This is a genomic window from Zunongwangia sp. L-65, assembly GCF_056859415.1.
Genome location: NZ_JBSXOK010000040.1, coordinates 60,956 through 73,155 on the forward strand (window position 1 = coordinate 60,956; position 12,200 = coordinate 73,155).

Consider the following 12,200-nt stretch of genomic DNA (forward strand, 5'->3'; position numbering starts at 1 on the left):
ACTTTTTAGTATGATTAAGGGAAAGATAAAAAGTCTTGGTGAAATTGTTATTAGAGTAAATAACATGAAAATCATGACTGAATTTTATCATCAAACTATTGGTTTAGAAGTTATTCGAAACTCAGAAAAATTCACCTTTTTCAAAATTGCAGAAGGTAATGCCGGACATCATCAGACACTAGCATTATTCCACAAAGAAAATCCAACAGCTTTCGAGGAAAAATTAAATGACATAAATTCTAAAAACTCTTCATTACATCACTTTGCTCTTGAAATTGCAAAAGAAGATTATGATATTTTTTTATTGAAATGTGAAGAGCTTAATCTCGAATCTACGACTGAAGTTTTCCCATGGATTAAATGGAAGTCTGTTTTTATCAAAGACCCGGAAAACAATATTATCGAATTTGTTTGTTATGATGAAAACATTCAGGAATAATTAATTCGATCTAACTCTAATACTTTTTATATTTCTTCTTTAAGACTTATTTCTCCTTTTGATTTTTCTCCTTGCTCACCTAAAACAATAAGGACATAATCATTTACTGGTAGTGCGATCTCTAGATCATCAGAATTTTTCGTCTTTAAATTAAGAACCGGCACTGCATTCTTTTTATAAATATCGAATTCTTCTTTATTATAAATTTTAGCAAGTAAAGTAGTCTCTAAATTGAAGTTTCTTAAATTCAGTTTATAGTTTTTAAACTCTTTTTCTGGATAAGTATTTTTTAAATTGGTGGGTATATTATTTATTACATAATAGTCATTTGTCTTTTCTTGTCCTGGAGGTAGTTCATGAAATGGTATTAAAGTGAGACCATTGGTCGTTTTATCAATAATTTCAACCTGATTTATCGTCAAAGGATTTATACCAGTGATTTCTTTGAGGTAAACAGCCATTCGCTTCCCTTTTTTGGTTGGCTTTTCCAAAATATGATCAATCCCAGCGTGTACCAGGATTTTAGCCTTTGGATCATTTTCTATTATCGCTGCAAGTTTTTTGGCTTGCCCTAATTCTCTATCTACCGCCATATCGCTACTTTCATAAGCGATAATTTTATATCCCAATTCTTTTGCGATCCTTATAAGATGTGCAAAATAGGGCTCCTGTATATAATATCCAGCACTTAATGTAGGATAAGGTCGTTCTTCAGTAATCTTTGAAGCCTGAAAAGAACTACTCAATGCTTCAAGTGCCAGATAATTAAACCCGTTCTTTTTTAATTTCTTCAGTAATTGAATTGTAAATATTCGATGTTTTGGATACCAGTGATTTTCATTCACCATAACCACATTAGTAGATTTCGACTCTTGTGAAATTTTACCAAAGGCAGCGGTATCATGATAAATCTTTGAGGTATCAATACTTGCTATATTTATTTTTTGCTTACGTATTCTTTTTTGTTCAAATACATTTATCAGGCTATCATACATAATATTATTTTGTACAAATGAATTGATAGTAGTCAAAAACTGGTATTGCATCCAATCTTGCCCAAGGCTATCTTCAACTGGTGCATTTATTAGTTTTTTACTCGCTCTTAGATAATTAATATCGTCCCTTACGTTTTCGAAAACACTGGAATAGGTTAAAGCATTACTACTATCTATCTTAAATCGAATACTTTTTAAAATTTCTTCTCCATCATTAATCACACTTTTCATAGTTATGCTGTCCTGCCTTATTAATAAGAGATAGGCCCTTTTTTGATTATTAGCAGTTTGAAATAATACCGACTTCGCCAAAGTGTCTTTTATGGGAAATTCTAAAGTATCAATATCTTTTACATACTCATTAAGAAATAAATATGCCGCATATCTCGGTGCTATCGTTGTTTCCGAAAAAGCAAGAATATCTTTCATCCTCAGGAAAGGATATTTCTTCAATAAAGATCGAAGTGAAGTTTTATCAATTTGTTCTAAAGAACCGAAATGCGTATCCCCAAAATATTGAACAGTAATTTTTGCTTTAGTATTTATAAGCCTGCTCTTATTTACGTAATTATATTTAGCCAAATGATGATAAGGACTACAACTTAAAAGGAGAAAGAAAATAAAGACTAAGAAGTAATATCTGTAATGAAGCATGATTGATAAATTTATTTCCGTAATATACAACTAAATAATTAGTTTAAAAGTTTTGCTATAACAAATGCGTGGGCAAAGTAGTATTACTGTAATCCAAATTCATTATTTTAGCGCCTTATTAGTTAGTTCATTTTTTGAAAAAAGGGTAGCAGAATTATGAAGCAATATCACGACTTATTACAGTATATTTTAGATCATGGAGCAGAAAAAGGAGATCGTACCGGCACGGGTACTAAAAGTGTTTTTGGCTACCAGATGCGATTTAATTTAAGTGAAGGATTCCCGATGGTCACCACTAAAAAAGTACATTTAAAATCGATCATTTACGAGCTACTTTGGTTTTTAAAAGGAGACACTAACATTAAATATCTGCAGGAAAATGGCGTTAGAATTTGGAATGAATGGGCTGATGAACATGGCGATTTAGGACCGGTGTATGGCCACCAGTGGAGAAACTGGAATAGTGAAGAAATCGATCAAATTTCAGAAATTATAGAAACCTTAAAGACCAATCCTAATAGTCGAAGAATGTTGGTTTCAGCCTGGAATCCTTCCGTAATGCCGGATACTGCGGTTTCTTTTTCAGAAAATGTAGCCAATGGTAAAGCAGCACTTCCACCCTGCCACGCTTTTTTTCAATTTTATGTAGCTGATGGAAAATTAAGTTGTCAACTTTATCAGCGCAGCGCCGATGTATTTTTAGGCGTTCCGTTTAATATTGCTTCTTATGCGTTATTTACGATGATGATGGCTCAGGTTTGTGGATACGAACCGGGAGATTTTATTCACACTTTTGGTGATGTACATATTTACAGCAATCATATGGAGCAGGTAAAACTTCAGTTAAGCAGAACACCAAGAGCCTTACCTATTATGAAGATGAATCCTGAAATCACTAATATTTTTGATTTTTCGTTTGAAGATTTTAAATTAGAGGGATATGATCCGCATCCGGCTATTAAAGGCAAGGTTGCGGTATAATCAAATTTTTAATTTAAAATTGTTAGTATTATGAAAAGCGTATTGCTTATAGCAAGTTTTGTAATTGGAAGTATCACCACCGTGGCAGCACAGCAAACCTCACCAGTTTGGCCCGGATGTGAGGATAGCAAAAATGTAAAAACCTGTTTTAACAAGAAACTTAGTAAACACGTTAGAGAAAATTACAAATACCCAAAAAATGACGCCGGTGAATATGTTCGCGGTGAAGTGACCATCAAATTTGAAGTTGATGAAGAGGGTAAAGTAAATGTTTTAAATATTGAAGGTGACGAACCTTTAGTAAATGAAGCGGCTAAAGAAATGATCGAAAAAATGCCAAAAATGGAACCTGGTACACTTCAGGGAGAACCTGATGCGCGCGAATTTACTGTTCCATTTAAATTCTAATAAAAATTACCAAACTATATTATCTTCAGTTTTTATGAAAAATCTACTATTTACCATTTGCTTGTTGGTGAGTTTTATAAGTTGCGGACAAGAGCATGTAAAAACTGAAGGTAATACGGTTACTGTTTCAGAAATAGCTCCGGTGTGGCCTGGATGTGAATCTCCTACTAATGATCAGGACGACTGCTTTCGTAAGAAATTCCTGGAACTGGTAAAAACTACTTATAAATACCCTCGTAAAGAAAACGGTGATTTTATTCGTGGCAAAGCCACTATCAAAATGCATATCGATGAAAAAGGAGTGGCACAAATCGATAAAATCGAAACCAAAGAACCCGAAATAAAAGTAGCATTAGAAAAAATGCTTAAGGAATTACCTAAAATGACCCCCGGTAAAAGAGCGGGAAAATCTATCTCAATAAAATATACGATACCGGTTAAGCTTTAAAGTTTGCAGTACAATTAACCTACAGATTAATTATTTAACCCTGATTCATTTTTTTCAACAAATACGAAATAAAAAATCTAAGCTCTAATTTCTTAGTTCTCAATTCTAAAAGGGAAGCGGTCTAAATTCTAATATCTAATAGCTCAAAATAACGTTTTTCAACTCGCTACTAGCACTATTCCTTTTTTAACTTGGGATTAACGCTGGTGAAAACTTATCACTTCTAAAAAATTGTAAATTTGAGAGATACGCACAAATCGCAGACCTCTTTTTATGCTTTTACAATCTGAATTATTAGATTTCTTCAATGAAACCAGAGCAAAATCTGAACTTATCTGTTCTTTTTTGGAAACTGAAGATTACGTGGTTCAACCTATCGTAGATGTTTCTCCGCCTAAGTGGCACTTGGGACACACTACCTGGTTCTTCGAAGAATTTGTTCTAAAACCTTATAAAAGCGGATATCAGCTTTTTGATAATCACTCTGCTTATGTTTTTAATAGTTACTATGAAAGTGTAGGTGAAAAAGTAATTCGTACCGATCGAGGAAATCTTTCGCGCCCAACCGTTGCCTGGGTGTATAAATACCGAAATTATGTTTCTAAAGCATTACAGGATTTTATTGAATCTGAAGATTTAAATAATAAAATTCTTGAGGTGATCGAGATTGGTTGCCATCATGAAAAGCAACATCAGGAACTTCTCTATACCGATATTAAATATATTTTAGGCAATAATCCGCTTTTCCCTAAATATAATGACCAGTTTGAAGAAAACCCAATTCAGGATTTTCCCCAGCAATGGATTACTATAGATAAAGGAAATTATGAGATTGGGCATAACAGTACCGATTTTTGCTACGACAATGAGCTTGGCAGACACAAAGTTTACTTAGCCGATTATCAAATTTCAAATAAACTGGTTACTAATAAAGAATATATCGAATTTATCGAAGACGGAGGATACAATGATGTTTTACTATGGCATGCTGAAGCTTGGGATTGGATAAATTCCAATCAGATTTCAGCCCCATCTTATTGGCATAAAATCGATGACGCATGGCAACAGTTTACCCTACAGGGACTACAAAAATTAATTCCCGATGCACCGCTAAGTCACATTAGTTATTACGAAGCTTTTGCTTTTGCTCAATGGAAAGGTTTACGCTTACCTACCGAACAGGAATGGGAAGTTGCAAATAGCAAATTTAACTGGGGATTACGTTGGGAATGGACAGAAAGTGCTTATACTCCCTACCCCGGCTATATAAAAGCCCCAGGAGCTTTAGGGGAATACAATGGTAAATTTATGGTGAATCAAAAAGTCCTTCGAGGAGGCTCTGTTGCCACTTCAAAAAAGCATACAAGACCCACCTATCGCAATTTTTTCCATGCGCCATTACGTTGGCAATTCACAGGAATTCGCCTTGCTAAATAACCATCAACCTAGATTATGAAATCCACACCTACTACCACAAAATACGATACTGCTTTTGAAGAAGATGTTGCCAAAGGTCTAACTAGCTTCCCAAAGTATCTGCTTTCCAAATATATTTATGATAAAAAGGGTGATAAGCTGTTCCAGCAAATCATGAATATGCCAGAGTACTATTTAACCAATTGTGAACTGGGCATTATAGAACAGCATACTGCTTCAATTGCCGATTCTTTTAATGGTAAAAACGGATTCGATTTAATTGAACTCGGCGCAGGAGACGGCAAGAAAACCAAGGTTCTACTGAAACATCTGGTAGCTAAACATTATGATTTTAATTACTTACCGGTAGATATTAGCCAACATGTGTTAGACGAACTGGAAGAAGCCCTAAAAACTGAAATCCCTGGGGTTAAGATCAGAACCCAGCAAGGTACTTACTTTAAAACTTTGGAAAAATTGGCCGACTATAATTCGCGTAAAAAAGTGATTATGGTGTTGGGATCTAATATTGGAAACCTTTTACACGAAAAAGCCATCGATTTTTTAAAAAATATCTGCGAAGCCATGAGCGAAGAAGATATGTTATTTATGGGGTTTGATCAGAAAAAAAATCCCCAACAGATCCTCGATGCTTATAATGATCCCCATGGAATCACAGAAGCTTTCAATAAAAATCTTCTGGTACGGATGAATAATGAATTGGATGCCGACTTTAATATTGAGGATTTTAAACACTGGGAAACTTACAATCCTGAAACGGGGACAGCTAGTAGCTATCTGGTAAGCAGCAAGCAACAACAGATTAAAATCGACAAACTGGGCTTAACTATTCATTTTGATGCCTGGGAAACTATTCATACTGAAATTTCTCAGAAATATGATGATCATATTGTACAGTGGCTGGCGAAAGAATCAGGGCTTGCTGTTACGGATGAATTTAGCGATTCGGAAAACTGTTATAAAAATTATATCTTTAGAAGGAAAACTTTTTAAAGCTACAATCAACACCCTATACCATGAAAAAGTTACTATTCCTTTTTTCGGCAATTCTTTTAAGTTTCGCGTTTATCCCGGTACAGAATCATTCTGAAACATCAGAAAATATAGCTTTACAAGAGTTTATCCCGCAGGGAAAAATCAGCTTTTCTGAGATAGAATCGATTGAAAAATCTGCTATAGATACTAATTTTGAAACAAAACTCACATTTGTTGATATCGAAGACGGTAATGTAATAAAATATCTTTCAGAAAAGACCAAAATAAAAAGTGACCTCGCGTTTAATCAAAATGAATATCTCAAAATTGTTAAGCTAAAAGGAAGTTTTGCTTACGATATAAAAAAGACTTTAAAAAACATCGAGTTTGGGACGACTACAACAACACATCCTGATTTTATTCTAAATACTGAAGAGAATAGCATTGCACTTGATAAAAATATCTATTCATTTTCCGCTAAAATGAGTATTGAACATTCAGACAATGCTTTTAACAGTGCCTGGACGGGGTTTGTATATACTAACGGACAATCTAAAGTAGTTTTAGCAAAACTTGAAGATAATCGCTTCGGAATTTTGATTCAGCAACCAAATAAAAAACCTCAGGTTTTTATCGAAAATCAGTAATTATGAAAGCGATCTGGAAAAATACGGTTATTGCGGAAAGTACTGAAACCAAAACGGTAGAGAGCAATCATTATTTTCCCATGGAAAGTATTAAAAAGGAATATTTTAAAAATAGTAAAAAACAAACACGTTGTCCCTGGAAGGGATTAGCTTCCTATTTCACTATAGAAATTGATGGTGAGAAAAACGAAGATGCCGCCTGGTATTATCCAAAAACCAGTCATGCTGCCAAACCTATCCAAAATCACGTCGCCTTTAAAAATGGTGTCGAGATAAAAGTTTGAAAATTAGTTTTTTTACGCAAGTGAAAAAATCTTACCTATTTAACGATAATAATCACAAAGACTATGAGATTTTGAGTCAAGTTGAAAATAAAGACTTGTAATGTTCTTTTTATCAAAAAATAAACTATTTTTTATAAGCTTTCAGCGCCTTTACCAAAACCCCTAGTTCTTCTTCTGTATTAAAATAGTGAAAACTTACACGCAGTCCTTCTCCACGTTGTGAAACAATAATGTCTTTTTCCCGCAAATATTGATATAATTTATCGTCGCCTTTAATATTAAAAATGGATGAATGCTCGCCTCTTTTTACAACAGCTTCTTCCAGCAAATTCATTTCGGTAAAGACCTGCTTGGCGTGGCTTTTTAAAACATTTACCAGACTTTCAATGGTTGAAATTCCAATATCTTTTATCAATTTAAGAGCTTCACCTAAACTTCCATAGTTTAGCGTATCCTGATGCCCTGGCTCAAATTTTCCAAGAAAGTTACCTTCCTGTGCTTTATATTTTCCCTGCAACGATCCAAAACCTAAATGCTTTGGAGATATTTTACCTTCAATATCTTTGTTGAACAGCATAAAGCCATTTCCGTAGCCGGCATTTAACCATTTATAGGTACTTGAAATAACGACGTCTATCCCACTCGCATCAAAATCAAAAGCCTCTGTTCCCAAAAACTGTGTCCCATCGGCCACAAAAATCACTTCTGGAAAGTCCTTTTTAAGCTGGGTGAGAAAAGCGGTACTTAGTTTAATTCCGTTAATATATTGAACGATACTAAAAGCAAAGAACTGAGGCTGTTCTTTCTTTAAAACCTCAACAATGTTTTCCTCTAAAAATTCATTGATTTCTGCATAACAAATCTCAAAATCTCTGGATTCTACCGGCCAATTGATCGATGGATAGTCATTATTTAATAACAATACTTTTTTAGGCTTTTCAATACCTTCTAAAAGCGTATTAAAGCCATACGAAAAGTTAGGCACCAATCCTACCCTGTTTGGTTCGCAATTAAAAGATTCTCCAACCTCTTCACGTACTTTCGCTAAAAGTCGACCCTGATTTTCTTTCAGCACACTTCCGGAGATCAAAAAGTCTAAATCATGTTCCTGCCTGAACTCTAAAACTTTTTCGTGTAGTAGACCGGAAGCTGCAGTGTTTAGGTAGGTGTATCGCTCTAAAACGGGAAAGCCTTTTCTTAAATTACTCATAAGCCTTAAAGAATTCAGTTCTAAAAATGTAAATTTGTTAAAAGCACTAAAGTACCTTTATTTATGTTCTCTAAAAAGAAAAATACTTCTAAAATGGATGCTGAACAACGGGAGTTGTACGAAAACGCCAGAAAAAGAACACTTCAGAAAAAAAGACTATTTCAGCATTTTATCGTATTTCTTGGCGCTTCGATTTTAGCTATTATTCTAAACGTGGTTATTGGCTTTAAAGAAGAATATCAACCTTTAGGCTACGACTGGTTTGTTTGGATCGTCCTTATTTGGGGGTTTATCTTTTTAATTCATTTCTTTAATGTGCTTTTGGTTAACACCTTTATGGGTAAAGAATGGCAGGCCAAACAAATTGAGAAACTGGTCGCCAAACAAAAAGAGAAAATTGCCAAATTACAGCAGCAGGTAGAAAAAGACCATCCGTTACCAACTAAAGAAAGCAAAAAAAGTTTTCCCGAAAATAAAGACCCTAACGACAAGTTCAAGCCTATTTCCCCAGACAATAAACCAGACCAAAACTACAATCACTAATTTATGGTAACCATGATCGCGGCTGCAGCCGAAAATAATGCGCTAGGAAAAGATAATGACCTGTTATGGCGCCTGCCAGACGACTTCAAACGTTTTAAAAAGTTAACCAGCCACCATCCTATTATTATGGGGCGAAAAACTTTTGAAAGTTTTGATGGATTATTACCAAACCGAACTCATTTTGTAATTACACGAAACGAAAACTACGATCCCGGGAAAGGGGTGTATGTGGTAAAAAGTTTATCCTTAGCCCTAAAGATCGCGCAGGATTTAGATGAAAATCCTTTTATAATTGGTGGTGGTGAGATCTATAAAATGGGACTGGAAAGAACCGATAAAATTGAACTTACCCGTGTTCATGAAAGTTTTGAAGATGCCGATACTTTTTTTCCTGATATCGCAGAAGAAGAATGGAAGTTAACTGAAGAGGTTTTTCACGAAAAAGACGAAAAGCATAAATACTCTTTTAGCTATCTTACTTATGAGCGTAAATAAAGGCTACAAACCACTTTTTAAAATTATTGAAGAAAAAAGCAACTTAAAAATCAATAATATCGCTCCATTATCCGGCGGCGACATTAATGATGTGTTTTTACTAAACACTTCGGAAGGAAAGAAAGTAGTAAAAGTTAATAGTGCTATAAGGTTCCCAGGAATGTTTGAAGCTGAAATGGCAGGAATGAAAGCCCTAAAAGCAACTAACGCGATCGACGCTCCTAAAATAATAGATATCTATACTAAAGGGGACTACTCCTGTCTTTTAATGGAATATCGCGAGACCGGATCTAAATCATCAGATTTTTGGACGGTTTTTGGTAAACAAATGGCTCATTTACATAAAAATACACAGCCCAATTTTGGCTTTTCTGATGATAACTATATTGGCAGCTTGCCGCAACGTAATAATGCACATAAAAATATTGTAGATTTTTATATTGAAGAGCGACTTCAACCTCAATTTAGATTAGCTACTGAAAACGGATATAGTTTAGGAGATACTAAAAAATTCTGTTCAGTATTATATCATCTCATCCCACAGGAAAAACCAGCTTTAATACATGGTGATTTATGGAATGGTAATTACCTGGTGAATGCTAACGGCCACCCTTGTCTTATTGATCCGGCCGTAGCTTATGCGCCACGGGAAATGGACTTATCCATGATGAAGCTTTTCGGCGGATTTTCCGAAGAATTATTCAATACATATTTTGAAGAGTTTCCGGTAGAAAATGATTTCGAAGAACGTGTCCCTATCTGGCAACTTTATTATTTACTCGTCCATCTTAATCTATTTGGAAAAGGATATTTAGGCTCCTGTCAAAATATTGTAGCCCGCTTTACCTAATTTCACAATTCTTAACAGCACTGCATTTGTTTTTAGCAATTTATTAGCTGCAAAGCTCTACACTGAATTGTACCTTCATAATAAATTAAAAAACTATGAGTACAGAAAATTTAGAATATAGCGAAGCCAGAAAGAAATTAAAATCTCTAGTAGACGATATTAAAACCTGCATGATGGTAACCAATATTGGTAGTAAACCAGTAGATGCCATACCAATGACCACGAAGAAAATTGATACTGAAGGGAACATTTGGTTTTTAAGCGGCTTAAATAGTGACCATAACACCAATATTGTAAAAGATAACGATGTCCAGTTATTATATAGTGATGTTAAGGATTTCGAATTTATCAGCATTTTCGGAAAAGCAGCTATAGTAACCGAAAAAGACATTTTGGAAGATCTATATAGTAAAGTAGATGACACCTGGTTTAGAGGTACAGATGATCCAAATTTAAGTGCAATCAAGGTAAATCCAGAAGAAGCCTATTATTGGGATACGAAATCAAATAAATATGTTTCATTATTTAAAATGGGGGTATCTGCCATTACCGGGGATCAAAAAGATATCGGAGAAAAAGGAAAATTAGAATTATAAATACCAAAGTGTATTTGATGAAGGACCTCATAACTGTATTTTGTTGTGAGGTCTTTTTTATTCTTACTATTTTTGCTAAAATTTCACCGTTTTATATTTTAAAAAAACGGCGCATTAATTTATAATTTCGCGTTTCTATCATAGGTTGATGAAGACCGGAACAGCTATTAAACCCTGATCGAAGGGATAAAAATTAGAAAATGAAAGCATATGTTTTTCCCGGACAGGGAGCACAATTTTCAGGAATGGGAGCAGATTTATACGAGAAATCTGCTGAAGCAAAAGAACTGTTTGAAAGAGCTAACGAAATTTTAGGTTTCTCTATAACCGAAACCATGTTTAAAGGATCTGCCGAAGATCTAAAACAAACTAAAGTTACCCAGCCTGCAATATTTTTGCATAGTGTTATTTTAAGTAAAGTATTGGGAGCAGACTTTAAGCCAGATATGGTAGCGGGACATTCTCTAGGAGAATTCTCTGCCTTAGTTGCTAATAATACTTTAGAATTTGAAGATGCACTAAAGTTGGTTTCGCAACGTGCTTTAGCGATGCAAAAAGCATGTGAAATTACTCCATCTACCATGGCTGCGGTTTTAGGTTTAGAAGATGAGTTAGTAGAGGCTGTATGCGCAGATACAGAAGGAATAGTAGTTGCGGCAAATTATAACTGCCCAGGGCAGTTAGTAATTTCTGGTGAAATTTCTGCAGTTGAAAAAGCCTGTGAAAGCTTAAAGGAAAAAGGAGCTAAACGCGCCTTACTACTTCCTGTTGGGGGTGCTTTTCATTCACCACTCATGGAACCGGCAAGAAAAGAATTGGCTGCTGCTATTGAAGCTACAACTTTTAAAAACCCTTCTTGTCCTATCTATCAAAATGTGAGTACTAACGCAGTAACCGATCCTACAGAAATCCAGAAAAATCTGGTATTTCAATTAACAGCTCCGGTGAAGTGGACACAATCTGTACAAAATATGATTAAAGACGGCGCCACAAGTTTTACGGAAGTTGGCCCGGGAAAAGTGCTACAAGGATTAGTAAAAAAAGTAGATCGTAAAATGGAAACTGCCTCTGCTGCGATTTAATTTTTAAAAGAAAATATTTCAGTAAACTACCTCATAATGGCACATGAGGCATTTATTAAAAAATTCGATCTCGATAATCGAGTAAAAACGCCTAATCCTGGGATTAGGCGTTTTTTAATTCATGAATTTTTCACGCCTCTTCTCAATGCTAATGAC

The 12,200-nt window shown here is 34.7% G+C and carries 15 protein-coding genes; 13 read left to right on the plus strand and 2 right to left on the minus strand.

All coding sequences use genetic code 11. From position 1 onward, the window contains the following. The first annotated feature begins 10 nt into the window (after positions 1-10). Positions 11-439 carry a VOC family protein gene (locus tag AC13DP_RS04165; RefSeq protein WP_013073057.1) on the plus strand — a complete coding sequence of 143 codons (429 nt, stop codon included), beginning with the start codon at positions 11-13 and terminating at the stop codon, positions 437-439. Between the two features lie 26 nt (positions 440-465). Here AC13DP_RS04165 and AC13DP_RS04170 read toward each other — a convergent pair whose 3' ends face one another. After that, positions 466-2,088, minus strand: coding sequence for a hypothetical protein (locus tag AC13DP_RS04170; RefSeq protein WP_148211764.1), 1,623 nt, complete (start codon positions 2,086-2,088; stop codon positions 466-468). A gap of 156 nt (positions 2,089-2,244) precedes the next feature. Here AC13DP_RS04170 and AC13DP_RS04175 point away from each other — a divergent pair, with 156 nt between their 5' ends. The 7 genes from AC13DP_RS04175 to AC13DP_RS04205 all read left to right on the plus strand — a co-directional run bounded on the left by AC13DP_RS04175 (position 2,245) and on the right by AC13DP_RS04205 (position 7,268). Further along, complete coding sequence (locus AC13DP_RS04175) at positions 2,245-3,069, plus strand: thymidylate synthase (protein ID WP_013073059.1); 825 nt, start codon at positions 2,245-2,247, stop codon at positions 3,067-3,069. Positions 3,070-3,099: 30 nt separating this feature from the next. Then, a complete protein-coding gene (locus AC13DP_RS04180; RefSeq protein WP_013073060.1) occupies positions 3,100-3,477 on the plus strand; it encodes an energy transducer TonB family protein in 378 nt (125 codons plus the stop codon). A gap of 34 nt (positions 3,478-3,511) precedes the next feature. Continuing rightward, entirely contained in the window at positions 3,512-3,925 is a 414-nt protein-coding gene (locus AC13DP_RS04185) for an energy transducer protein TonB (protein WP_013073061.1), read from the plus strand. A gap of 273 nt (positions 3,926-4,198) precedes the next feature. After that, on the plus strand, positions 4,199-5,362 hold the full coding sequence (gene egtB, locus AC13DP_RS04190) for an ergothioneine biosynthesis protein EgtB (protein ID WP_013073062.1): 1,164 nt from the start codon (positions 4,199-4,201) through the stop codon (positions 5,360-5,362). A 15-nt stretch (positions 5,363-5,377) separates the two neighbouring features. Continuing rightward, on the plus strand, positions 5,378-6,355 hold the full coding sequence (locus AC13DP_RS04195; RefSeq protein ID WP_013073063.1) for an L-histidine N(alpha)-methyltransferase: 978 nt from the start codon (positions 5,378-5,380) through the stop codon (positions 6,353-6,355). 23 nt (positions 6,356-6,378) lie between these two features. Next, complete coding sequence (locus tag AC13DP_RS04200) at positions 6,379-6,984, plus strand: hypothetical protein (protein ID WP_483067351.1); 606 nt, start codon at positions 6,379-6,381, stop codon at positions 6,982-6,984. A gap of 2 nt (positions 6,985-6,986) precedes the next feature. Then, on the plus strand, positions 6,987-7,268 hold the full coding sequence (locus AC13DP_RS04205; protein WP_013073065.1) for a DUF427 domain-containing protein: 282 nt from the start codon (positions 6,987-6,989) through the stop codon (positions 7,266-7,268). Between the two features lie 124 nt (positions 7,269-7,392). On the opposite strand, the gene AC13DP_RS04210 is transcribed toward AC13DP_RS04205, so the two are convergent. Then, positions 7,393-8,478 carry an aminotransferase class V-fold PLP-dependent enzyme gene (locus AC13DP_RS04210; protein ID WP_013073066.1) on the minus strand — a complete coding sequence of 362 codons (1,086 nt, stop codon included), beginning with the start codon at positions 8,476-8,478 and terminating at the stop codon, positions 7,393-7,395. 63 nt (positions 8,479-8,541) lie between these two features. Between AC13DP_RS04210 and AC13DP_RS04215 the strand changes: the two genes are divergently transcribed. From AC13DP_RS04215 to fabD, 5 genes are all read left to right on the plus strand, one after another. Next, positions 8,542-9,021: a 2TM domain-containing protein gene (locus tag AC13DP_RS04215; RefSeq protein WP_013073067.1), complete on the plus strand. Its 480-nt coding sequence runs from the start codon at positions 8,542-8,544 to the stop codon at positions 9,019-9,021. A gap of 3 nt (positions 9,022-9,024) precedes the next feature. After that, positions 9,025-9,516 carry a dihydrofolate reductase gene (locus AC13DP_RS04220; protein ID WP_013073068.1) on the plus strand — a complete coding sequence of 164 codons (492 nt, stop codon included), beginning with the start codon at positions 9,025-9,027 and terminating at the stop codon, positions 9,514-9,516. Then, positions 9,503-10,366: a fructosamine kinase family protein gene (locus AC13DP_RS04225; RefSeq protein WP_347406247.1), complete on the plus strand. Its 864-nt coding sequence runs from the start codon at positions 9,503-9,505 to the stop codon at positions 10,364-10,366. Before AC13DP_RS04220 ends, AC13DP_RS04225 begins: the two co-directional genes overlap by 14 nt. A 95-nt stretch (positions 10,367-10,461) precedes the next feature. Continuing rightward, entirely contained in the window at positions 10,462-10,962 is a 501-nt protein-coding gene (locus AC13DP_RS04230; protein ID WP_013073070.1) for a pyridoxamine 5'-phosphate oxidase family protein, read from the plus strand. A 200-nt stretch (positions 10,963-11,162) separates the two neighbouring features. Further along, positions 11,163-12,044: an ACP S-malonyltransferase gene (fabD, locus tag AC13DP_RS04235; protein WP_013073071.1), complete on the plus strand. Its 882-nt coding sequence runs from the start codon at positions 11,163-11,165 to the stop codon at positions 12,042-12,044. Positions 12,045-12,200: the final 156 nt, after the last annotated feature.

Excerpts from the sequence above, each read along its gene's own strand:
- AC13DP_RS04165 (WP_013073057.1), top strand. The coding sequence starts at position 11 with ATGATTAAGGGAAAGATAAAAAGTCTTGGTGAAATTGTTATTAGAGTA.
- AC13DP_RS04225 (WP_347406247.1), top strand. The coding sequence starts at position 9,503 with ATGAGCGTAAATAAAGGCTACAAACCACTTTTTAAAATTATTGAAGAA.
- egtB (WP_013073062.1), top strand. The coding sequence starts at position 4,199 with ATGCTTTTACAATCTGAATTATTAGATTTCTTCAATGAAACCAGAGCA.
- AC13DP_RS04170 (WP_148211764.1), bottom strand. The coding sequence starts at position 2,088 with ATGCTTCATTACAGATATTACTTCTTAGTCTTTATTTTCTTTCTCCTT.
- AC13DP_RS04175 (WP_013073059.1), top strand. The coding sequence starts at position 2,245 with ATGAAGCAATATCACGACTTATTACAGTATATTTTAGATCATGGAGCA.
- AC13DP_RS04180 (WP_013073060.1), top strand. The coding sequence starts at position 3,100 with ATGAAAAGCGTATTGCTTATAGCAAGTTTTGTAATTGGAAGTATCACC.
- AC13DP_RS04205 (WP_013073065.1), top strand. The coding sequence starts at position 6,987 with ATGAAAGCGATCTGGAAAAATACGGTTATTGCGGAAAGTACTGAAACC.
- AC13DP_RS04195 (WP_013073063.1), top strand. The coding sequence starts at position 5,378 with ATGAAATCCACACCTACTACCACAAAATACGATACTGCTTTTGAAGAA.
- AC13DP_RS04220 (WP_013073068.1), top strand. The coding sequence starts at position 9,025 with ATGGTAACCATGATCGCGGCTGCAGCCGAAAATAATGCGCTAGGAAAA.
- AC13DP_RS04200 (WP_483067351.1), top strand. The coding sequence starts at position 6,379 with ATGAAAAAGTTACTATTCCTTTTTTCGGCAATTCTTTTAAGTTTCGCG.
- fabD (WP_013073071.1), top strand. The coding sequence starts at position 11,163 with ATGAAAGCATATGTTTTTCCCGGACAGGGAGCACAATTTTCAGGAATG.
- AC13DP_RS04230 (WP_013073070.1), top strand. The coding sequence starts at position 10,462 with ATGAGTACAGAAAATTTAGAATATAGCGAAGCCAGAAAGAAATTAAAA.
- AC13DP_RS04185 (WP_013073061.1), top strand. The coding sequence starts at position 3,512 with ATGAAAAATCTACTATTTACCATTTGCTTGTTGGTGAGTTTTATAAGT.
- AC13DP_RS04215 (WP_013073067.1), top strand. The coding sequence starts at position 8,542 with ATGTTCTCTAAAAAGAAAAATACTTCTAAAATGGATGCTGAACAACGG.
- AC13DP_RS04210 (WP_013073066.1), bottom strand. The coding sequence starts at position 8,478 with ATGAGTAATTTAAGAAAAGGCTTTCCCGTTTTAGAGCGATACACCTAC.